Source organism: Burkholderia sp. AU45274 (assembly GCF_030482505.1).
Classification (GTDB): Bacteria; Pseudomonadota; Gammaproteobacteria; order Burkholderiales; family Burkholderiaceae; genus Burkholderia.
In genome coordinates, this window is the sequence record NZ_JAUJQE010000001.1 from 321283 (window position 1) to 341566 (window position 20284).

Consider the following 20284-nt stretch of genomic DNA (forward strand, 5'->3'; position numbering starts at 1 on the left):
CGCGGCCGCCCGGCGGCCGTCGTGCATGAGCGGGCAGGCACGCGCGCAGCGCATGATCAGCGCCCGAGCGCCCGTGCGGTTTGCCCGCCGATGCCGAAATCGGTGTTCGGGATGTCCTTGATCATCACGCGGGTGGCTTGCAGCGGCGCATCGAGCACGCCAGCGCTTGTCTCCGACAGCGCGGCGATCAGCGCACGCTTCTGTTCGTCGGTGCGGCCGGCGATCAGGATCGCGACGATCACGGGCAGCGACGGCGGCGCACCGTCCGCGGCGCTGCGGCCGCCGAGGCCGATGTGCGTCGCGGGCAATTCGTTCAGCAGCACGCGCACCGATTCGATCGGTGCGCCGATCGAATCGACGGTCGCACCGGTCAGCCGTGCGATCAGTTCGGCCTTGCGGGCGCCGTCATGGCCGGCCGGCAGGAAAACTTCGAGTGTGGGCATGGTCGTCCGGAAAGGTGAAGGTGACCGGCTCACCGTTGCGGTGGCGATGGGCGAACCGGTGGTCACTTAAAGGTGAAGGTGGCCGGCTCTCCGTAGCGTCGGCGACGGGCGAACCGGGGGGCGCTTACAGGTGAAGGTGACCGGCTCACCGTTGCGTTGGCGATGGCGAACCGGTGGCCGCTTACAGCAGGAAGCCGATCGTGCTGAGCGCTTCGGTCGAATCGATCAGGCGCACGACCTTCTCGGCGATCCGTATCTCGCCTTCCGCATCGACGTGCAGCTTGTGCGTGACGTCAGCCGCGAACAGCGTCGCGACGCCGCGCTTGTACGCGACGACGACCTGCGCCGATTTCAGTTCCACGGTGTCGGCGCTGCCGCTTTCCAGCGTGAAGCGCGACACGGTGCGCACCGTGCGCGCCGCGTCGGTCGCCGACGCCGAATAGCCGGACACCATCCGCTGCACGCGCTTCTCGCGCATGTCGTGGTCGTCGAACACGTAGTTCAGCGTCGCGGCGAAGTCGGTCGTGTCGGGATCGATCGGCACCACGTAGTGGCCGGCCGGGTCCCACAGGTCGAGCCACGCGCGATAGTCGCGGCGGTCGAGCATCTCGGCTTCGCGCCACACGAATTCGACCGCGCGGGCGAAGGTCTGCTCGGAAAAGAGGGCGTTGCGGTCGTCCATCATTGTTGCTCCATCATCTTGCGCCATTGCTGGTAGGCCTCGCGCATGCCGGTCTCATCGGTTGCATGCGCGGTCTTTTCGCCGTTCGCGGCAGTCGTCTCACGATTCAGCCCGCGATTCACGAGGATCGGCACGTCGGGGCCCGCATGCGCGCCGCGTTGCACGCGCTCCCACGCTTCCGCGTCGTCGGGGCTGCCGAAACCGAACGGGCCCTGGAAGTGTTCGTGAATGCGCAGCCGCTCGCGGTTCGCTTCGTCGGGGCCGCCGTCCATCGCGAGCGCGACGTGGCGGATCTCGGTTTCGTTCGCGGAGATCGGCCGCAGCACGCGGAAGAACGCCATCGACAGCGCGAGGTTCGGGAACAGGTTCAGGTTGAAGCCGACACCCATCAGCGAGCGCACGATGCGGCGCACTTCCTCCGGCGTGTGACGTTCGGCGAGCTTCGCCGCGAGCGGCGCGAAGCGCTCGGGCAGCGGCGCGCCGTCGTCTTCGTCGAGGTCGATCAGCTCGGGCATCAGCACCGCGAGGCTGTGGCCGTTGCCGAGCCCGCGGCAGAACGCGTCCTCGCTCGTCATGAAGCTCGTGATCGCGGCGGCCGTTTCATCGTCGATCGACTTCATCCACGACTTGTGCACGACCGGGAAGTGATAGAGGTCGGTCGTGTTCTCGAGCTGGATCTTCCAGTTGCCCTTGAACTTGAACTTGTGCTCGCCGTTCGCCTTGATCGGGTAGCCGGCGCCCTGTTTCATGAACAGGTCGATCCACGGCTTCGCACCGCCGAGGAAATCCTCGAGCGGTTCGATCGCATCGTTGAAGCTCGCGAAGATCAGCCCCTGGTACACGCCGACGCGCAGCTTCACGAGCGGCAGGTCGCCTTTCTCGCACACGCCTTCGTAGCCGTCGCCGTACGGCAGCGCGCGCAGCGTGCCGTCGAGCGCGTACGACCAGCTGTGATACGGGCACGTGAAGCCCTTCGCATTGCCCTTGTGCGATTCGCACACGGTCGCGCCGCGATGGCGGCAGCGGTTCTGCAGCACGTTGATCTCGCCGGTCTTGTCGCGCACGACGATCACCGGCTGGCGGCCGATCGTCGTCGTGATGAAGTCGCCCGGGTTCGGCAGCTCGCTTTCGTGCGCGACCCAGATCCAGGTGCGGTAGAAGATGCGGTCGAGCTCGGCTTCGAACAGCGCGGGATCGTGATACATCGCGGGCGCGATGCGGTCGGGTTGCGCGAGGCCATGCAACGCGCTGGTGTCGATCGTCTGGTAGGAAATGTCGCTCATCGTTGTCGTGGGGAAAGAGTCGCGAAATCGGGCCGCGCAGCGCGCGGTGTCGAGTACCCAGTCTCGTCGCCCACTACATATCCGTCAAATTGATCTAAAATTGGCCGATCAATAAATACGGCAAATGATGGAGGCGATGATGACATCGGTCGATCATCTCGATCTGAACCTGTTGCGTGTGTTCCAGGCGATCGTCGAGGAACGCAGCCTGACGAAGGCCGGCGAGCGGCTCGCGCTGTCGCAGCCGGCCGTCAGCTATTCGCTCGGCCGGCTGCGTACGCTGTTCGACGATCCGCTGTTCGTGCGCACGCGCGCGGGCATGCAGCCGACGCCGGTCGCGCTCGAACTCGCGGGCATCGTCGGCAAGGCGCTCGATATGGTTCGCGTGGCGCTGCGCTATGCGGAGCGCTTCGATCCGGCCACCAGCACGCGCACGTTCCGGCTGTCGTTGTCGGACGCGGGCGAGATGGCGTACCTGCCGGCGATCTGCCAGGCGCTGCGCGAGCGCGCGCCGCGCGTGACGCTGAGCGTGCAGCCGCTGCCGGTGGAGGAGATCGAGGAAGCGCTGCGCGCGAGCCGGCTGGATTTCGCGATCGGCAACCTGCCGGAGCTGATGCCGCGCACGCGTCACCAGACGCTGTTCGAGGAAACCTACGTGTGCATGACGGGCCGCCGGCGCGGGGTGCCGAGCGGTGCCGCGCTGAGCCTCGAGCAATTCGTGCGCGCCGCGCACATCAACGTGAAATCGGTCGAGCACAGCCACCACGCGCTCGACGATGCGTTGCGCGCGCAGGGCGTGGGACGCAACATCGCGCTCGAAGTGCCGCACTTCGTCGCGCTGCCGAGCGTGCTGTCGGTCACGGATCTGTATGCGACGCTGCCGAAGCGGCTCGCGCAGATCCTGAACCGCGACAATGCGTTCCGGCTGTACGAGCTGCCCGTCACGCTGCCGCCCGCGCCGGTGACGATGCACTGGCACGAGCATTTTCATGAAGACGAGGGCAACGCGTGGATGCGCGCGTTGCTGGCCGAGCTTGTCGAGCGGTTCGATGACATGTGAGTGATGAGGGCGCGAGCAACGCACGGTTGCACGCGTTGCTTGCCGAGCGGGTCGGATCGCGCGACGACGCGTGACGCATGAGGACGAGGGCAGCGCGTGGATGCGCACGCCGCTGGTCGAGCGCGTCGAGCGTGTCGGGCGTGTCGGCGACGTGTGATCCACGAATGCGCGGGCAGCGCGTTGGAGGCGCGCGTGGCTGGCCGAATGCGTCGAGCAGTTCGAGAGCGCGCGACGTCCTTAAAGGCCGTCGCCCGAACCGCGCGCATCAGAGATCGAGCACGAGCACCGCGGAGCGCGCACGCGACACGCAGCAGCAGATCACCGTGTTGCTCGCGCGCTCGGCCTTGCTGAGGCAATGGTCGCGATGGTCGGGCTCGCCGTCGATCACGGGCACCATGCAGGTGCCGCACACGCCTTCGCCGCATGACGTGTCGACTTCGATGCCGATGCGTGCGAGTGCGTCGACGATCGACGTGTCGGGCGTGACGCGTACCGATTGCCCGCTGCGCTGCAGGCGCACTTCGAAACCGTCGGCGGCCGGGCCGGCGCCGGCATCGGCATTGCCCGCACCGGCGGCGGCCGGTTCCGCCGCGAAGCGTTCGAGATGGATCGAATCTTCCGGCAAGCGCGTCGCGGCCGCCGCGACGACCGCATCCATGAATGGCCCCGGGCCGCATGTATAGACGTGTGCATGCGCGTCGACCGATTCGACGCAGCGGTTCAGCTCGGCCGCGAGCGCGGCGGGCTCGACGCCGTAGTGGAACGTCACGTGCGACGCGAACGGCTCGGCCGACAGTTCGTCGACGAAGGCCGCATGCTCGCGGCTGCGCGCGAAGTAGTGCAACCGGTAGCGCGCGCCGCGCCGGTGCAGCGCATACGCCATCGACAGCAGCGGCGTGATGCCGATGCCGGCCGCGATCAGCACGTGCTCGCTCGCGTCATCCGTCAGACGAAACAGGTTGCGCGGCGCGCCGATCGACAGCTCGGCGCCGACTTGCACGTCGTCGTGCAGCGAACGCGAGCCGCCGCGCGACTGCGCTTCCTTCTTCACCGCGAACAGGTAGCTGCCGCGCTCGTCGGGGTTGCCGCACAGCGAGTATTGCCGGGTGATGCCTGACGGCGCGGTCACATCGATATGGGCGCCTGGTTCGTACGCGTCGAACGGCTGGCCGTCGACGCGCGACACCCGGAAACAGCGGATGTCCTGCGCCGCGTCGATCAGCGCGTCGATCCGGACTTGGTGGCGGTTCGCTTGCATGGGTCAATCCATGGGGTAGGGGGAACGCGGCGCGACAGACACCGCGCCGTCATGCGATCGAGAATAGGGATGGGCATCGCATAAATCAAATCGATTAAAAAGCGATACCAGAATCAGTGGTATGGATGATGGCGGGGTGGCGCGATTGCGCCGGTGTTCAGCGCGCGGCGATCGCGTTGCCCGCTTCGGCCGCGTGCGGCGCGGCGGCGGACGCAAGGCCGCGTTCGCGATCGAGGCTGCGGCGATAGTGCCGGCACCCGGCGGCGAGCAGCAGCGCGGCGAGCGTGGCCGCCGCGACGTTGACGATCGACATCGAATGACCGACCGCCGCCGGCGCGCCGAACACGCGATCGGTGAACAGCGCGACGACGGTCGTCCCGATCCCGAGCGCGATCAGGTTCGACACGAGCAGGAACAGCGCGGAGATCTGCGCGCGCATCTGGTTCGGCGCGAGCGTCTGCATCGCGGCTGTGGACGTCGGCATCGGGAACGACGCGAAGAACATCGCGACCACGAGCATCGCGAGCGACGCGGGCAGCGAGTCGAGCTGCGTGAACAGCGTCGCGGGGATCACCATGCACGCGGCGCCGATCGCACCGGCGCGCATCGGCGCATCCTCGCGGCCGCGCCGCAGCAGCCAGTCGTTGAGCCAGCCGCCGCAGAACACGCCGGCCGTGTTCGCGACCAGCAGCACGATGCCGAGCGTGTAGCCGGCTTCGACGGCCGTCATCCCGAAGTGGCGGATATAGAACGCGGGCGTCCAGCTCAGCAGGCAGTACAGCGTCATCGCGTAGAACGAGAAACCGAGGTAGTGGCACGAGAAAGTCGCGCGATGCGTACCGACGAAGCGCAGCGAATCGCGCATCGACACGCGCCGCACGGCGCCCGAGCGATCCTGCGCGAGCCCCTTGCGCTGCGGGTCGCGCACGGTCACGGCGAACAGCAGTGCGACGAGGATCCCCGGCAGCCCGACGATCAGGAACGTGACCTGCCACGCATGCACCTGCCCGACCACCGGCAGCGTGAACGCGCTCGCATGCTTGAGCAGCGCGATCACGTAGCCGCCGATCAGGAACGCGACGCCGCCGCCGATGAACGAGCCGAGCGAGTACACGGCGATCGCGCGCCCGAGCTTCTCCTTCGGGAAATAGTCGGCGAGCATCGAGTACGCGCCGGGCGACAGCGCGGCTTCGCCCACACCGACGCCCATCCGCGCGATGAACATCTGCACGAAATGCTGGCTGAGCCCGCACGCGGCGGTCGCGACGCTCCACAGCGCGATGCCGAGCGAGATGATCCGCGGCCGCGCGTAACGATCGGCGAGATAGGCGACGGGCAGTCCCATCACCGCATAGAACAGCGAGAACGCGAAGCCGTTCAGCAGGCTGAACTGCGTGTCGGACAGGTGCAGGTCGCGCTTGATCGGCTCGATCATCAGCACGAGGACCTGGCGGTCGACGAACGAGAAGACGTACGCGAGCATGCAGATGACGACGACATACCATTCGTATGTATAGCGCTTGCCGGCAGCGCGGGCCGTGGATGCGGACATGCGGATTCTCCAGGAGCGGGCGGTGGAAACGCGCGGCAGCGGCCTGGCGGGCCGGGCGCCGTCGCGGCACGAAAGCGTGCGGGGCACGTATCGGAAACGCAGCGTAGTCGGCCAAATTCAGCCGCCATAGCCGGAGTGACAGCCGCGCCACGCGGGCATTTACCGACCCGGATAAAGAAAACACCAGGGTCCCGCGCACCGGCCGCCGCGCAGCGCGCGTGCGGCGGGGCGCAGGTGCCTCATGCGGCGCATCTATAAGCGTTATAGAGCGCATTGCGTCGACGTCCGAAATTGTCGTTCCTAGACTCGGCCCGTTTTTGATCGGCAGCGTTGGCCCTTCGCGGCGAACGCGCTTCATGCCACGCGGCGCGACGCCGAACTGCGCCGCAAACTCTACGGGACGACGACGATGAACCAACCGAACGGGCGGGCCGACCGGCTTGCCGTACCGCTTGCCGCGCTGCTTGCCTGCGCGGCGTTGCCCGCCTTCGCGCAATCGAGCGTGACGCTCTACGGCCGCGTCGACACCGCGATCGAATACGCGAACGCCGGGCCGAACCACGTGACGCGCATGGGCAGCGGCAACCTGTTCGCGTCGCAGTGGGGGCTGAAGGGCGTCGAGGATCTCGGCGGCGGCTACGCGACGATCTTCAAGCTGGAGGATGGCTTCAACGCGGCGAGCGGCGCACTGTCGAACAGCAGCGCACTGTTCGGCCGCGAAGCGTGGGTCGGCATCACGGGGCCGTTCGGCGGCGTGCAGTTCGGCGAGCTTTACACGATCCTGCACACGACGCTCGTCACCTACAGCCTGCCGGGCCTCGGCGCGGGGCTCGCGTGGGGCAATGCGACGAACAACTTCGTCGGGCCCGCGTTCCTGCGCGTGCGCAACTCGATGCGCTACACGTCGCCGCGCCATGCGGGCTTCATGCTGCGCGCGATGGCCGCGCGCGGCACCAACGGCGCGGCCGGGCAGCCGTCGACGCTCGGCGATACGTACGGCGTGGGACTCAACTACGTGCGCGGCGGCCTGTCGGTGGACGTCGACACCATGCAGCAGAAGTTCAGCCCGGTGGCCGCGTCCGCGCTCGGCGGCACGAGCCCGGCCGCGAACGGCAACTACACGCTCGGCGCGATTTCGTACGATTTCAGCGTCGTGAAGGTGGCCGCGCTGTACATGCGTCATCGCGGCGGCCCCGACGTCGCGACCGCGATCGACAGCCAGAGCGCGTATCCGCACAGCGACATCATGGAGCTGAGCGCGACGGTGCCGATCGGGCGTGCGTCGCTGTTGTTGAGCGTGGGCCACTACCGCAAGGTCGCGGACAGCGACGGCAACGCCGATTCATACGGCATCCGTTTCGACTATCCGCTGTCGAAGCGCACGGTGCTGTACACGGGCGCCGCGATGGTGCGCAACGGCGCGCATGCACGCTTCGTCGTGAACGGCGCGGCGGGGGGCGGTGTCGCGGTCGCCAAGCCGGGCGCGACCGCGAGTTCGATCGTCGCGGGCATCCTCACGTCGTTCTGAGCGTTTCGGTCGCTCTGGAACCGCGTGCCCTCCCGCTTGCACCGCTATGCGCAGGCGGGCGGCTGCGGCGCGAGCCATGCGTCGAACGGCGCCAGCTCGCCGATGTTGAACAGTTCGAGCAGCAGCGCACGCAGCCAGCGATGGCCGGGGTCGGCGTCGAAGCGCCGGTGCCAGTACGCATTGACGGCCCATTCGCCCGCACCGGCGATCTCGTACAGCACGCACGGCTGCCGCGCGGCAAACGTGATCGCGATCGTCTCCGGCAGGATCAGCGCATAGTCGCCGTCCTGCAGCAGCGCGGGCACCACCATGAAATCGGGGAGCGCCGCGCGCACGCGCGGCATCAGCCCGTGCCGTTCCAGCAACTGCATCGATTGCGGATGCGACGTGACCGCGACGAAGCGCAGCGTGTCGGGCGCGTCGCCATCGAGCACGTAATCGTCGGGTAGCGCGACGCGCTGCGCGGTGCGACGCGGCATCAGCAGCACGCAGCGCTCGTGCAGCAGCGCGGTGCGCTGGAAGTGGCTCGACGCATCGGCGAAATGCCCGAGCGCGAAGTCGATGCGCCCCGATTCGAGTGCGACATTGAGCTGGCATTCGTCGACGTGCAGCGTCTCGATCACCGCGCCCGGCGCGCGGCGGTCGAAGGCCGCGAGCAGCGTCGGCAGAAACGCGCTCGCCGCGAAATCGCTCATGTGCAGGCGGAACACGCGCTGCGTGCTGTCGGGCGTGAAGCGCGAGCCTTCGTCGAGCACGTCCTGCAGGATCGCGAGCGCCTTGTCGACCGACAGCGCGAGCCGCTGCGCGCGCGGTGTCGGCTCGACGCCGGTGCCGGTGCGCACGAACAGCGCGTCGCGGAACATCAGCCGCAGCCGGCCGAGCGCGTAGCTGACGGACGGCTGCGTGACGCCGAGCCGCAGCGCCGCGCGGCCGACGTGCCGCTCCTCGTACACGGCACGAAACGTCTTCAGCAAGTTGAGATCGAGATCCTGCACACGCAGTTCGGATGCATCGTTGTCGTGCGGTGCGGAATCGGTGCGGGCGGGGGCCGCCGAACGGCCGGGTGCGGAGTGCGTCATCGGGGTTGCCTCGCGGTGACGGAAGGCGCGTGGCCGTAACGCCGCGCATACGCCTTCGCGAAATGGCCGAAGCCATGGATGCCGTGTGCGATCAGCACGTCGGTCACGCTGCGCGCGTCGCCGCGTTGCAGCGCCGCGTGCACGGCGGCGAGCCGGCATTCGCGCACGTAGGCGGCCGGCGTGGTGTGCAGGAACGCGCGGAATGCGTGCTGCAGCGTGCGCGGCGCGACGCCCGCGACGGCCGCCAGCGCGGCGAGTGCGAGCGGTTCGCCGAGGTGCGCGTTGACGTGATCGCACGCGCGCCGCACGTGCGCCGGTAGCGGCGGCGTGCCGCGCGTGAGCGCATCGCTGTACGAGTGCGGCAGGTGCGTGAGCAGCAGCGACATCAGCCACGTGGTGAGGTCGGCACCGAAGGTCGTCGCGGCCGTGCCGAGGCCCGGCTGCGCGCCGAGCCGGCACAGGTATTCGAAGGTCGGCAGCAGCAGCGCGGCGCCCGCGCCGGTGCCACCGGCCGCGAGATCGAACTGCAGCGGCCGCGTGAGCGTGGCCTGCAGCATGTCCTGCAGCTTGCGTTCGAGCGCGCCGCGTTCGAGCCGCAGCACGAGGTTGCGGCAATCGGGGCTCGTGCTCAGGCGGCTCGCGAGCGCCGGCGACGACACGGTCAGCGCGCCGGGGCCGGCGCGCGCGACGACGCTGCCGGCCTGCAGTTCACATGCACCGGCGAGCGTCAGCCTGAACAGGAAGTGCTCGGCATCGTCGCCGAAGTCGATGCGCGTTTCGCGGCCGTAGCAGAGTTCAAGCAGCGCGCCGTGATGCAGCGGCACTTCGTACAGCTCCGCATGAAACGGATCACGGCCACGCGCGGCCATCCGGTGCGGCCCGAGCCGGTGGGCGACCGCGCGTTCGACTTCGTCGGGGGCATGCAGCGTGCCGAGCCGGTTCGGCGCATGGCGGGACAGGGCGATATCCATTCACGGACCTCGTAGCGGATGCGGCGAGCGCGGCGGCATGCGCGTCGCCGCGATTGCGTTGCGCGAACGGGCGTGCCGTTGCGCGTTTTGAAGCGACGCGGCGAAAGCCGCCGCGTAGTCTCGGAAACACACAATCACTGGGAGAAGACGATGAAGGTATGTGTTCTGGGCGGCGGCCACGGCTGCCATGCGGCGGCGATCGACCTGCTCGAGAAAGGCCACGACGTGACGTGGTGGCGGCGCGACCGCGAGCCGCACGCGCGGCTGCGCGAGCTTGGCGTGCTGAACGTGACCGACTATCGCGGCACGCGCGGGGTGCCGCTCGGCGACGCGCCGGGTGCGATCCGCCTGACCGGCGAGCTCGCGGCCGCGCTGCGCGGTGCGCAACTCGTCGTGGTGCCGCTGCCGGCTACGTCGCATGACGCGCTCGCCGCGCAGGTCGCGCCGTTGCTGGAGGACGGCCAGGTCGTGTTCCTGCCGCCCGGCACGTTCGGCAGCGTCGTGTTCGCGCAGGCGGCGGCCGATGCCGGCAACCGTTCGCGCGTCGCATTCGCCGAGACGGGCACGCTGCCGTACCTCGTGCGCAAGCATGGCGACAACGACGTCGTGATCAGCGCCTATGCGACACGCTTGCCGACCGGCGTATTTCCCGCGAATGCGGCCGGCTGGGCGTTCGACGTGCTGCGTGCGGGCTATCCGTCGGTCGAGCCGGTCGAGGATGCGTTGTCCGGTGCGCTGATGAACGCGGGGCCGGTGATCCATCCGCCGCTGATCCTGATGAACGCCGGGCCGCTCGAACACTTCGACGCATGGGACATCCACAACGAAGGCACGCAGCCGTCGATCCGCCGCGTGACGAACGCGCTGGATGCCGAGCGCATCGCGGTGCGCGAAGCGCTCGGCTACCGCGCGCCGCATTTCCCGCTCGCGGATCACTACGCGGCCGATGGTGACGAATGGATGTACGGGAGCGGCGCGCACGGCAAGCTGACCGATAGCGGCGACTGGCGCGAGAAGATCGATCTGCGTGCCCATCGCTACATGCTCGAGGACACCCGGCTCGGGCTGTCGTTCATCGTGTCGTGCGGGCACTGGGCCGGCGTGCCGACGCCGGTCGCGCAGGGGCTGCTGAGCATCGCGAGCGCGGTGGCGGTGCGCGACCTGTATGCGGAAGGGCGCACGCTGGAGCGGCTCGGGATCGCGGCGCTGTCGAAGGACGCGATGCGTGCGCTGCTCGACAACGGAGTCGCGGGAGTATCAGCATGAGCGCGGCCGCCGATGTGACGCGTGTACACGTGCTCGGCGCGGGGCGCATGGGGCAGGGGATCGCGCTCGTGTTTGCTTTCGCGGGCCTCGACGTGACGCTGATCGACTTCAAGCGGCGCGATGCGGCTAGCCAACGCGCCTTCGACGATCGCACGCGTGACGAGATCGCCAGGCCACTGCATGCGCAGGTTGCGCTCGGACGCATCGATGCCGCGCAGGCCGATGCGGTCGTCGCACGCATCGCGATTGTTTCTCGGGATGGCGCTGAGGAAGCCGTGCGTGATGCAGAGGTCGTGTTCGAGGCGCTGCCCGAAGTGCTCGACGCGAAGGCCGACGCGTTGCGCTGGCTCGGCGAGCATGTAGATGCGCGCGCAACGATTGCATCGACCACGTCGACGTTCGTCGTCACCGAATTGCAGCGCCACGTCGTGCACCCCGAACGAATGCTGAATGCGCACTGGCTGAACCCTGCATTGCTGATGCCGCTCGTCGAGATCAGCCGCAGCGACGCAACCGGCCAGTCGGTGGTCGATGCGCTCGCTGCGCTGCTCGAACGTGTCGGCAAGAAGCCGGTGATCTGCGGGCCGGCGCCCGGCTACATCGTGCCGCGCATCCAGGCGCTCGCGATGAACGAGGCCGCGCGGATGGTCGAGGAGGGTGTCGCAAGCGCGGAGGATATCGACACGGCCATCCGCACGGGTTTCGGCCCGCGCTTCGCGGTGCTCGGGCTGCTCGAATTCATCGACTGGGGCGGCTGCGACATCCTGTACTACGCGTCGACGTATCTGGCAGGCGAGATCGGCCCGCGCTTCGCGCCGGCCGCGAGCGTCGTGCGCAATATGGAAACCGGGTGCGACGGCGTGCGCACGGGGGCCGGCTTCCACGACTATGCGGACGTGGACGTGCCCGCGTACATGCGGCAGCGGCTCGGCGAATTCGCGCGGCTGCTCGATCATCTGGGATTGGCGCCGGTGTTCGACGGCGGGCGAAGCAGACAGGACGCGTAGCCCGGACGTCGATGTCGCGTGCGCTCGCGGTGCCACGAAAGCGCGCACGTGGCACCGTGAGCCGGTGTGTCCGACAGCCGCCGGCAAGCGCACGGGAACGGAAGCGGAGGCGGCCGACGCGTGCCGCACGCTCACACCGTGTCGCCGCGCGTGCCGGCATCAGGCGCGACGCGCGTCTCGCGCATCACGCACAGCGTCGCGACGGTCACGAGGCCGAGTGCAATGAGGAACAGCGACACCGGCCACGACGCGTGATAGCGCGCGAGCAGCGCGGTCGCGATCAGCGGCGACATCCCGCCCGCGAAGATCGACGCGACTTCATGCCCGAGCGCGACGCCGGAGTACCGCACCTCGGTGCTGAACAGCTCGCCGACGAGCGCGGGCAGCGTGCCGATCATCGCGCCGTGACTCACGGCGGTGCCGACCGTGAGCGCGAGCCACACGAGCGGCGTCACGCGCGTGTCGAGCAGCCAGAAGAACGGGAACGCGCACGCGACGAGGCTCAGCGCGCCGATCAGGTACACGGGCTTGCGGCCGATCCGGTCGGACAGCTTGCCCCACGCGAGCATCGCGCCCATCTCGACGATCATCGCGATCATCACGCCGGTCAGCATCACGCCGTTCGGGATGCCGACGTACTTGCCGTAGACGAGCGAGAACGCGAGGAAGATATAAGCGCCGCCGTTCTCGGCCACGCGCAGCCCCATCGCGAGCAGGATTTCCTTCGGATGGCGACGAATGCATTCGACGATCGGCAGGTGCGTGTGCGCGCCGCGCTTGCCGGCCTGCTCGAAGTCGCGGCTTTCCGGCAGATGGCGGCGGATATAGATGCCGATCGCGAAGATGGCGATGCTCGCGAGGAACGGCAGCCGCCAGCCCCAGGTGCGGAATGCGTCGTCCGGCAGCGCCTGCGCGGCGAGAAACGCGGCCGACGACAGCACGAAGCCGCCGCCCACGCCGAGCTGGCTCCACGCGGCGTAGTAGCCGCGCTGTTCCGGCGGCGCGTTCTCGCTGATCATCAGCACGCCGCCGCCCCATTCGCCGCCGGACGCGATCCCTTGCAGCAGGCGCAGCACGACGAGCGCGGCCGGCGCCCACACGCCGACCTGCGCATAGGTCGGCAGCAGGCCGATCGCGAAGGTCGACGCGCCCATGATCAGCAGCGTCCACACGAGCGACGCCTTGCGCCCGTAGCGATCGCCGACGTGGCCGAACACGATCCCGCCGAGCGGCCGCGCGACGAAGCCGAGCGCAAAGGCCGCGAACGCGGCGAGGCTACCGGCGAGCGGCGACGCACCCGGCGGGAAGAACACGTGGCCGAACACGAGCGCCGCGGCCGTGCCGTACACGAAGAAGTCGTACCACTCCATCGCATTGCCGGCGACGGAGGCGATGACGATCCGGCGCAACTGCCGGTCGGCGAGCGGCCGGGCGGCGCTCGGGGATTGCACGATGTCGGTCGGGACCATGGCGGACTCTGAAGGGGAGGCGGGCGCGTGCCGTCTTTGCAGCACTGCGGGCTAGTGTTGTCGGCACCGTGCCCCCGGTCAAATCCGCAGAAAAAGGGGAGGGTCATCACTCCGGCTGATGATTGAGATGGGCGCGGCCGCGCACGGATCCGTTCGACGCCGCGCCACACCCACCATCCGGGAAAACCACATCGGCACATCGCCTGTCGCCGTTTCGTCAGCTTGCTTACGCAGGCCATTCACGTCTGAGCAAAGCGCGCCGCGTCCAGCGGGCGTGCGCGCTTTCGTTTCTCTTGCAGGGGCGCACCGTCCCCGCTCATCTCCCCGCCATTCGATTTTCAACTGCCGCCCAGTTGAACATTTCATTTCTTGATGCGATTACGGCTGGATACCATCCAGCGACTGTCTATACAACCCGATCGGTGCGTATGGGCAGGATCAAAAAAACACAACACATCGATGAACAGGTTTGGAGAGGAGAAGACGGAGATGGTGCGAATGAAGGGTGGGAAGACGGGCGCCGCGCGCGTGGGCACAGCCGTGGCCATGCTGTTTGCCGGCGCCGCGCACGCGCAGTCGACGGTGACGCTGTACGGGATCGTCGACGCGGGCGTGACCTACACGAACAACGCGAAGGGCCACGCATTGTGGCAATTCACCGGCGGCAACGAATCGGGCCCGCGCTGGGGCTTGATCGGCACCGAGGATCTCGGCGGCGGCCTGAAGGCGAACTTCCGTCTCGAGAACGGCTTCAACGTCGCGAACGGCGCGCTCGGGCAGGGCGGCCGGATGTTCGGGCGGTCGGCGTGGGTCGGCCTGAGCGGCGCGAACTGGGGCGCGGTGACGCTCGGCCGCCAGTACAACTCGACGCAGGACATCCTCGGCTCGCTGCAGATGAGCAGCTTCCTCGCGCAGTACTCGACGCACCCGTTCGACAACGACGACATCAACAACACGTTCCGCACCAACAACGCGGTGAAGTACCTGTCGCCGACGATCGCGGGCTTGCAGGCGAATCTCGTGTACGGCTTCTCGAACTCGACCGGCTTCGCGAACGACAACAGCTGGAGCGCGGGCGTCACGTACGTGAACGGCCCGCTCAACGCGGGCGCCGCGTATGCGCGCGTGAACCATCCGGCGGTCAGCACGAGCGGCGCCGTTGCTTCGGACAACTACTATCCGGCGTCGGAATCGGTGTTCGGCGCGAGCCTCGGGAACGCGATCCGCCAGCAGATCTGGGGCGCGGGCGGCAGCTACGCGATCGGGCCGGCTACGCTCGGCCTGCTGTACACGGGCTCGAACTTCGGGCAGGCGACGGGCGGCGCGCTGCGCTTCAACAACTACGAAGGCAGCCTGCGCTACCTGATCACGCCGGCGCTGATGGCCGCGGCCGGCTACACCTATACGCAGGTCGCGCGCGCCAGCGACAGCGGCCACTACCACCAGGTATCGGCCGGCGTGCAGTACCTGCTGTCCAAGCGCACCGACGTGTATGTGAACGGCTTCTACCAGAAGGCGTCGTCGGGTGTCGGCCGGGCGTGGATCGACGGCACCGACAGCGCGTCGTCGACGACGTCGCAGGTGGCGGTGGTGGTCGGCATCCGCCAGAAGTTCTGATGTCCTGACGCATACGCGTCTTCCGGAGGAGGCACTCATGAAACTCAAACTGTTGCTGGCGGCGTTGCCGTTCGTCGGGATGTATGCGGGCGGCTCGCTCGCCGAGGGGCGGCCGCTGCTGTTCGGGCTGCCGTTCCTGCTCGTGTGGAACCTGGTCTGGATGGCGGCCACCGCCGCGATCCTCGCGATCCTGTTCCATCTCGACGAGCGCGACGCGGCCCGCGCCGGCCGCCCGGGAGACGCGCGATGAACGCATCGATCCTCATCATCGCGGCGTTCGCCGTGTTCGCGCTGGCGATCGGCGTGATGGCGCGCCGCGGCCGCAAGCTCACGCTCGAGCAGTGGGCGGTCGGCGGGCGCGGCTTCGGCTCGCTGCTCACGTTCCTGCTGATGGCCGGCGAGGCGTTCTCGACGTTCTCGTTCCTCGGCGCGAGCGGCTGGACCTACAGCAAGGGCGTGCCCGCGTTCTACATCCTGTCGTACGGCTGCCTCGCGTTCGTGATCGGCTACTGGATGCTGCCGGCCGTCTGGCGTTACGCGAAGGCGCGCGGGCTCGTGTCGTTCGCCGACTACTTCGCGGCGAAGTACGACAGCCGCGCGATCGGCGTGCTGGTGTCGGTCGTCGCGGTGTTCGCGATGGTGTCGCTGCTGATGATCCAGTTGCGCGGGCTCGGCGTGATCGTGTCGGAGATGTCGTACGGGCTGATTCCGCAAGCGGCCGCGATCTGGATCGCCGCGACGCTGATGGCCGTGTACATGGTCGTGTCGGGCATTCACGGTTCGGCGAGCATCGCGATCTTCAAGGACGTGCTGATCCTCGCGATCGCGATCTTCCTCGGCCTGTACCTGCCGATGCATTACTACGGCGGCCTCGGCGCGATGTTCGCGAAGCTCGACGCCGCGCATCCCGAACTGCTGCGCATGCCCGAGCACGGCTTCAACCTGATCTGGTACAACTCGACGATCCTGCTCACGTCGCTCGGCTACTACCTGTATCCGCACGGGTTCACCGCGATCTACGTCGCGAAGGACGAGCGCGCGCTGCGCCGCAACGTGATCCTGATGCCGCTGTACCAGGTGCTGATCGCGTTCCTGTTCCTCGTCGGCTTCGCGGCCGTGATGACCGTGCACGGGCTCGAAGGCGCGCAGGCCGATCTCGCGCTGCTGCGCCTCGTGAAGCAGACGTTCCCCGCGTGGTTCGTCGGCATCGTCGGCGGCACGGGCCTGCTGACCGCGCTGGTGCCGGGTTCGCTGATCATGCTGAACGCGTCGACGACGATCGCGCGCAACATCTACCGCGAAGGTTTCGCGCCGAATGCGACCGACCGCGAGGTGACGCGCGTCGCGCGGATCGCGCTGCCGATCTTCACGCTGGTGGTCGTCTACTTCGTGCTGCGCGGCGGCGCGACGTTCGTCACGCTCGCGATCTTCTCGTCGAGCCTGCTCACGCAGCTCGTGCCGATGCTCGCGTCGAGCTTCCTGAAGCGGCCGTTCGGCACGCGCGAAGGTGCGTTCGCGGGGATCGTCGCCGGCGCGATCGTGATCGCGATGACGAACTACTATGGCGTGACGCTCGCGTCGCTGTTCCCGCGCGCGTCGAACACGCTGACGTCGATCAACCCCGGGCTCGTCGCGCTTGCGGTGAATGCGGTGGTGTTCATCGTGATCAGCGCGGGGCAGCGCAGGCTGAAGGCGCGGGTTGCTGCGCCGGTCGGTTCCGCGTGATGACGGGGCGACTGGACGGCAATGAAATCAATCGAACGACAACAGGACACTGTGCGATGACGACCGAGGACAACCAGGCGGACAACCGCGAAGCGATCGACACGTTGATCGCGAATGGCTGCGTGATCACGATGGACCCGCAGCGGCGCGTGATCGAGCATGGCGCGGTGGCCGTGAAAGGCGATCGCATCGTCGCCGTGGGCGGCACCGATGAACTGCAGGCCCGCTACCGCGCCGCACGCACGATCGATGCGCGCCGCAAGGCCGTGCTGCCGGGCCTGATCGATGCCCATGCGCATGCGGGCCACGCGATGCTTCGCACGATCGGCGGCGCGGACGGCGACGCATGGTCGGCCGCGGCCGAGACGATCTACACGCGTGCGTCCGACGAGGCGTTCTGGGAGACCGAATCGCACCTTGCCGCGCTCGAACGGCTGAAGGCCGGCGTGACGACGGGCGTGTCGCTGCTCGGCGGCGGCAACTCGATCATGCGCGTCGACGATCCGGTCTACGCACGGCGCCATTGCGATGCGGTGGTGCGCACCGGTACGCGCTCGATCGTCGCGGTCGGCCCGTCGCGGCCGCCCGCGCCGCGTGCTTACACGCGCCACACGCCGGACGGCAGCGACACGCGCGACATCGGCTTCGACACGATGTACGCAGTGTGCCAAAGCATCATCGACGAATGCCACGGCGATGCCGACGGCCGGATCCGCATCGCGCTCACGCTGCCCGTGTACGGGCCCGATCACGACCCCGAACTCGCGCGGTACGAACGCGACTTCCGCGACCAGGCCGCCCGTTACGGCGCGCTGGCGCGCGAGCGCGGGCTGACGTTCACGCAGGACGGCCACCGCGCGGGCACGCTCGCGTTCGCGCATCGCGAACTCGGCTTGCTCGGCCCGACGTCGTTCATGTCGCACAGCATCGACTTGACCGACGACGACATCGCGGCATGCGTCGAGACGGGCACCGCGATCGTCCACAACCCGAGCGCGATCATGTCGATCATCGGGCGCTGCCCGGTGCCCGAGCTGATCGATGCGGGCGTGACGGTGGCGATCGCGTCGGACGGCGCGGCGCCCGATCGCGGCTACGACATGTTCCGCCACATGTGGCAGTGCATGCATTACCACCGCCGGCATTTCCGCGACCCGGACGTGCTGCCGCACGGCAAGGTGCTGGAGATGGTGACGATCGACGCGGCGAAGGCGCTGTCGGTCGATCACGAAGTCGGCTCGCTCGACGCCGGCAAGCTTGCCGACGTCATCCTCGTCGACCTGTTCCGGCCGCACATGATGCCGATGAACATGCCGGTGTATCGCGTGACGTGCTTTGCGAACGCGGCCGACGTGTGCATGACGATGGTCGGCGGAAGGGTGCTGATGGAGGATCGGCGCGTGTTGTCGGTGGACGAAGGCGCGGTGCTCGAACGGGTGAACGAAGTCGCGGAACTCACGATCGAGCGCAGCGGGTTGCGTCACCTGCTCGACGAGCCGAAGACATTGTGGAGGCGGAGTCACTATTGACTGACAAAAATTGACACGGCGGGACGAACTCTTGTCGGTGTGGCGGCGACTAAGCAATCGCCACATTGACAGGAGTATGGATAAATGAACGTCAGGATTCCCCTCGCCGCTGCCGCACTGATCCTCGCCCAGGCCGCATGGGCCGCGGGCCCCGCGCCGACGAAAACCTGGACGATGAGCGCCATCCCCGGCGATCGCGCGGCGAGCGACGCGTTCGCCGCGATGAAGAAAGGTCACGCGTTGCCGGCATGGGTGACAAAAGGCACCGAATCCCCGGGAGCCACCGTCGTGTTCGGCGGGCACGACGTCTACGTGATGACGGCCTGCAAGCCGCACAACTGCGGGTCGGAGCGCATCGCGGTGCTGTACGACCCGCAGAAGAAGGTCATGTACGGGGTGCTGTCCGTCGCGGGTCCGAAGGAGGGCGCCGAGAAGCTGACATGGCTCAATATCGGCGGCGGTAGCGAATCGATCGACGGACGGACGATCCTGTATGCGGCGCTGACGGGCAGCCTCGAGAACCACCCGGACGCGTTCAATTACAAGTGACGCCGGCAGATTGACGGCCGTTCACGCATCAATCGCCATCGCTGCCCGAACGGGCCGGCCGAAGTGAAGCAGGGGCGTCGCGCGATCATGCGCGACGCCCCTTTTCTTTCTCCGGCGCGGCTTGGCCGGCATGCCGCTGCGAAGGTCAGCGACGGTAGACGAACTCCAGGTCAGTCGCTTCCCCGACCTTGAAATCGTACGTGCCGACCTTGCTGAAACCGGCCTTCTCGTAGAAGGCGATGGCCTTCGCGTTGCCGGACCACACGCCGAGCCACACCGGGCCGGGGCGTTCCCTGGCCAGATAGTCCAGTGCGGAATCGAACAACGCGCGCCCGGCGCCGGTCCCTTGCGTTCCGCGCCGAAGGTAGATCTGATGGATTTCCCCCGCACCGTCGGTAACCTCCGGGTGCGGGAGCTTGCACGGCCCCGCGTGCGCATACCCCACCAGCCGGCCATCGTCGCTTTCGGCGACCCACGTGCGGCACTGGGGATCGTTGAGCTGGCCCGTGACCGTCTCCACCGAGTAGGCCTGGGTCTCGTACGCAGCCAGATCGTGCGGCGGGTAGTCGATATTGAATCCGTCTTGCAGAAAGGTTTCGCGAAACGTGTCGCGCTTCAGTTCGGCAAGGGGGATGGCATCGGACGGCGTGGCAACGCGGATCAACATGGAGGATGGCTGGGTTCGTGGATCGGGCAGACAGTTTATCCCGGCTGACGCGAGGCTTGCGAGCGCCGGGTCGACCTGCGTGTAAGTCGTATCAAGGGCGTATAAGCCCGGACCTGATCCACCGCAAGGCAATCCTGATGATGCCGGTGGTTGACGGCCGACGGACATGCTAGGATTTCCGACAAACAACTTCGGAGACTGCCATGCCGTTCATCTGCGAAAACGTTGCATGCCGCGCCGTGCTGGCTCGCGGGCAGGTCAGGCCCCATCAGGAGGACGCGGGGTGGTGCTTCTACTGCCCGGACTGCAACACCCGGAACGAGTTGATGTACGTCGACGTGGCCGGCGGCGCCGTCGAACTGGTTCAGCCGGAGCGCGCCAGCCCGCCGCACAAGGTGGTGGCAACCGCCCGGCCGTTGCAGGACGGCAAATACGCCGCGCAGTTGAGCGTTCAGCGGGCGCTCGCCGTGAAGGGAACGTACGCGGCCGAGGAACACTGGGATGAACTCGGTGTGTTCGGCGATGCGCAGGAAGCCGTCGCGCACGCGAAGTCGTTCGCCACCGACCTGTTGCAGCGCGCGGCGTAGTCGAAATCATTC

19 protein-coding genes are annotated in these 20284 nt (G+C 67.9%); 10 read left to right on the plus strand and 9 right to left on the minus strand.

Translation table 11 applies throughout. The annotated features are described in order from the left end of the window. Window positions 1-56: 56 nt before the first annotated feature. The 3 genes from QZM35_RS01520 to QZM35_RS01530 all read right to left on the minus strand — a co-directional run bounded on the left by QZM35_RS01520 (window position 57) and on the right by QZM35_RS01530 (window position 2408). The gene (locus QZM35_RS01520; protein ID WP_089432211.1) at window positions 57-443 is read right to left on the minus strand and encodes a tautomerase family protein; all 387 of its coding nucleotides are present in this window, start codon (window positions 441-443) and stop codon (window positions 57-59) included. Window positions 444-624: 181 nt separating this feature from the next. Beyond that, the gene (locus tag QZM35_RS01525) at window positions 625-1128 is read right to left on the minus strand and encodes an aromatic-ring-hydroxylating dioxygenase subunit beta (protein WP_301775268.1); all 504 of its coding nucleotides are present in this window, start codon (window positions 1126-1128) and stop codon (window positions 625-627) included. Then, window positions 1125-2408 (minus strand): Rieske 2Fe-2S domain-containing protein, encoded by a 1284-nt coding sequence (locus QZM35_RS01530; RefSeq protein WP_089432213.1) that lies wholly within the window; start codon window positions 2406-2408, stop codon window positions 1125-1127. Before QZM35_RS01530 ends, QZM35_RS01525 begins: the two co-directional genes overlap by 4 nt. Before the next feature lie 139 nt (window positions 2409-2547). On the opposite strand from QZM35_RS01530, the gene QZM35_RS01535 reads away from it, so the two are divergent. Continuing rightward, entirely contained in the window at window positions 2548-3468 is a 921-nt protein-coding gene (locus QZM35_RS01535) for a LysR family transcriptional regulator (RefSeq protein WP_089433259.1), read from the plus strand. 265 nt (window positions 3469-3733) lie between these two features. Here the strand turns inward: QZM35_RS01535 and QZM35_RS01540 are convergent, their stop codons facing one another. Both QZM35_RS01540 and QZM35_RS01545 read right to left on the minus strand, forming a co-directional pair. Beyond that, window positions 3734-4726: a PDR/VanB family oxidoreductase gene (locus QZM35_RS01540; RefSeq protein ID WP_301775269.1), complete on the minus strand. Its 993-nt coding sequence runs from the start codon at window positions 4724-4726 to the stop codon at window positions 3734-3736. A 157-nt stretch (window positions 4727-4883) separates the two neighbouring features. Beyond that, window positions 4884-6278 (minus strand): MFS transporter, encoded by a 1395-nt coding sequence (locus tag QZM35_RS01545; RefSeq protein ID WP_089432215.1) that lies wholly within the window; start codon window positions 6276-6278, stop codon window positions 4884-4886. 409 nt (window positions 6279-6687) lie between these two features. Here QZM35_RS01545 and QZM35_RS01550 point away from each other — a divergent pair, with 409 nt between their 5' ends. Then, complete coding sequence (locus QZM35_RS01550) at window positions 6688-7806, plus strand: porin (protein WP_089428215.1); 1119 nt, start codon at window positions 6688-6690, stop codon at window positions 7804-7806. Between the two features lie 44 nt (window positions 7807-7850). Here the strand turns inward: QZM35_RS01550 and QZM35_RS01555 are convergent, their stop codons facing one another. Beyond that, a complete protein-coding gene (locus QZM35_RS01555; protein ID WP_089428214.1) occupies window positions 7851-8885 on the minus strand; it encodes a LysR family transcriptional regulator in 1035 nt (344 codons plus the stop codon). Continuing rightward, a complete protein-coding gene (locus QZM35_RS01560; protein ID WP_089432216.1) occupies window positions 8882-9856 on the minus strand; it encodes an AraC family transcriptional regulator in 975 nt (324 codons plus the stop codon). Before QZM35_RS01560 ends, QZM35_RS01555 begins: the two co-directional genes overlap by 4 nt. Before the next feature lie 150 nt (window positions 9857-10006). Here QZM35_RS01560 and QZM35_RS01565 point away from each other — a divergent pair, with 150 nt between their 5' ends. Together QZM35_RS01565 and QZM35_RS01570 are read left to right on the plus strand one after the other, a co-directional pair. After that, a complete protein-coding gene (locus QZM35_RS01565) occupies window positions 10007-11122 on the plus strand; it encodes an NAD/NADP-dependent octopine/nopaline dehydrogenase family protein (RefSeq protein ID WP_301775270.1) in 1116 nt (371 codons plus the stop codon). Beyond that, window positions 11119-12129 carry a 3-hydroxybutyryl-CoA dehydrogenase gene (locus QZM35_RS01570; protein WP_301775271.1) on the plus strand — a complete coding sequence of 337 codons (1011 nt, stop codon included), beginning with the start codon at window positions 11119-11121 and terminating at the stop codon, window positions 12127-12129. The genes QZM35_RS01565 and QZM35_RS01570 overlap by 4 nt, the downstream gene beginning before the upstream one ends. Before the next feature lie 131 nt (window positions 12130-12260). Here the strand turns inward: QZM35_RS01570 and QZM35_RS01575 are convergent, their stop codons facing one another. After that, a complete protein-coding gene (locus tag QZM35_RS01575; RefSeq protein ID WP_301775272.1) occupies window positions 12261-13598 on the minus strand; it encodes an MFS transporter in 1338 nt (445 codons plus the stop codon). Window positions 13599-14144: 546 nt separating this feature from the next. Here QZM35_RS01575 and QZM35_RS01580 point away from each other — a divergent pair. From QZM35_RS01580 to QZM35_RS01600, 5 genes are all read left to right on the plus strand, one after another. Then, window positions 14145-15215: a porin gene (locus QZM35_RS01580; protein WP_254600345.1), complete on the plus strand. Its 1071-nt coding sequence runs from the start codon at window positions 14145-14147 to the stop codon at window positions 15213-15215. A 37-nt stretch (window positions 15216-15252) separates the two neighbouring features. Then, a complete protein-coding gene (locus tag QZM35_RS01585) occupies window positions 15253-15465 on the plus strand; it encodes a DUF3311 domain-containing protein (protein ID WP_301775273.1) in 213 nt (70 codons plus the stop codon). Next, window positions 15462-16940 carry a sodium:solute symporter gene (locus QZM35_RS01590; protein WP_301775274.1) on the plus strand — a complete coding sequence of 493 codons (1479 nt, stop codon included), beginning with the start codon at window positions 15462-15464 and terminating at the stop codon, window positions 16938-16940. The genes QZM35_RS01585 and QZM35_RS01590 overlap by 4 nt, the downstream gene beginning before the upstream one ends. A 56-nt stretch (window positions 16941-16996) precedes the next feature. Continuing rightward, window positions 16997-18469 carry an amidohydrolase family protein gene (locus QZM35_RS01595; protein ID WP_301775275.1) on the plus strand — a complete coding sequence of 491 codons (1473 nt, stop codon included), beginning with the start codon at window positions 16997-16999 and terminating at the stop codon, window positions 18467-18469. An 84-nt stretch (window positions 18470-18553) separates the two neighbouring features. Continuing rightward, on the plus strand, window positions 18554-19018 hold the full coding sequence (locus tag QZM35_RS01600; protein ID WP_089428205.1) for an Ivy family C-type lysozyme inhibitor: 465 nt from the start codon (window positions 18554-18556) through the stop codon (window positions 19016-19018). Window positions 19019-19163: 145 nt separating this feature from the next. Here the strand turns inward: QZM35_RS01600 and QZM35_RS01605 are convergent, their stop codons facing one another. Further along, entirely contained in the window at window positions 19164-19685 is a 522-nt protein-coding gene (locus QZM35_RS01605; protein ID WP_301775276.1) for a GNAT family N-acetyltransferase, read from the minus strand. 203 nt (window positions 19686-19888) lie between these two features. On the opposite strand from QZM35_RS01605, the gene QZM35_RS01610 reads away from it, so the two are divergent. Next, entirely contained in the window at window positions 19889-20272 is a 384-nt protein-coding gene (locus tag QZM35_RS01610) for a hypothetical protein (RefSeq protein WP_089428203.1), read from the plus strand. Window positions 20273-20284: the final 12 nt, after the last annotated feature.

Coding starts and splice junctions, on each gene's coding strand:
- QZM35_RS01595 (WP_301775275.1), top strand. CDS start 16,997: ATGACGACCGAGGACAACCAGGCGGACAACCGCGAAGCGATCGACACG.
- QZM35_RS01540 (WP_301775269.1), bottom strand. CDS start 4,726: ATGCAAGCGAACCGCCACCAAGTCCGGATCGACGCGCTGATCGACGCG.
- QZM35_RS01580 (WP_254600345.1), top strand. CDS start 14,145: ATGCTGTTTGCCGGCGCCGCGCACGCGCAGTCGACGGTGACGCTGTAC.
- QZM35_RS01525 (WP_301775268.1), bottom strand. CDS start 1,128: ATGATGGACGACCGCAACGCCCTCTTTTCCGAGCAGACCTTCGCCCGC.
- QZM35_RS01545 (WP_089432215.1), bottom strand. CDS start 6,278: ATGTCCGCATCCACGGCCCGCGCTGCCGGCAAGCGCTATACATACGAA.
- QZM35_RS01565 (WP_301775270.1), top strand. CDS start 10,007: ATGAAGGTATGTGTTCTGGGCGGCGGCCACGGCTGCCATGCGGCGGCG.
- QZM35_RS01600 (WP_089428205.1), top strand. CDS start 18,554: ATGAACGTCAGGATTCCCCTCGCCGCTGCCGCACTGATCCTCGCCCAG.
- QZM35_RS01590 (WP_301775274.1), top strand. CDS start 15,462: ATGAACGCATCGATCCTCATCATCGCGGCGTTCGCCGTGTTCGCGCTG.
- QZM35_RS01530 (WP_089432213.1), bottom strand. CDS start 2,408: ATGAGCGACATTTCCTACCAGACGATCGACACCAGCGCGTTGCATGGC.
- QZM35_RS01570 (WP_301775271.1), top strand. CDS start 11,119: ATGAGCGCGGCCGCCGATGTGACGCGTGTACACGTGCTCGGCGCGGGG.
- QZM35_RS01605 (WP_301775276.1), bottom strand. CDS start 19,685: ATGTTGATCCGCGTTGCCACGCCGTCCGATGCCATCCCCCTTGCCGAA.
- QZM35_RS01575 (WP_301775272.1), bottom strand. CDS start 13,598: ATGGTCCCGACCGACATCGTGCAATCCCCGAGCGCCGCCCGGCCGCTC.
- QZM35_RS01535 (WP_089433259.1), top strand. CDS start 2,548: ATGACATCGGTCGATCATCTCGATCTGAACCTGTTGCGTGTGTTCCAG.
- QZM35_RS01585 (WP_301775273.1), top strand. CDS start 15,253: ATGAAACTCAAACTGTTGCTGGCGGCGTTGCCGTTCGTCGGGATGTAT.
- QZM35_RS01550 (WP_089428215.1), top strand. CDS start 6,688: ATGAACCAACCGAACGGGCGGGCCGACCGGCTTGCCGTACCGCTTGCC.
- QZM35_RS01610 (WP_089428203.1), top strand. CDS start 19,889: ATGCCGTTCATCTGCGAAAACGTTGCATGCCGCGCCGTGCTGGCTCGC.
- QZM35_RS01520 (WP_089432211.1), bottom strand. CDS start 443: ATGCCCACACTCGAAGTTTTCCTGCCGGCCGGCCATGACGGCGCCCGC.
- QZM35_RS01555 (WP_089428214.1), bottom strand. CDS start 8,885: ATGACGCACTCCGCACCCGGCCGTTCGGCGGCCCCCGCCCGCACCGAT.
- QZM35_RS01560 (WP_089432216.1), bottom strand. CDS start 9,856: ATGGATATCGCCCTGTCCCGCCATGCGCCGAACCGGCTCGGCACGCTG.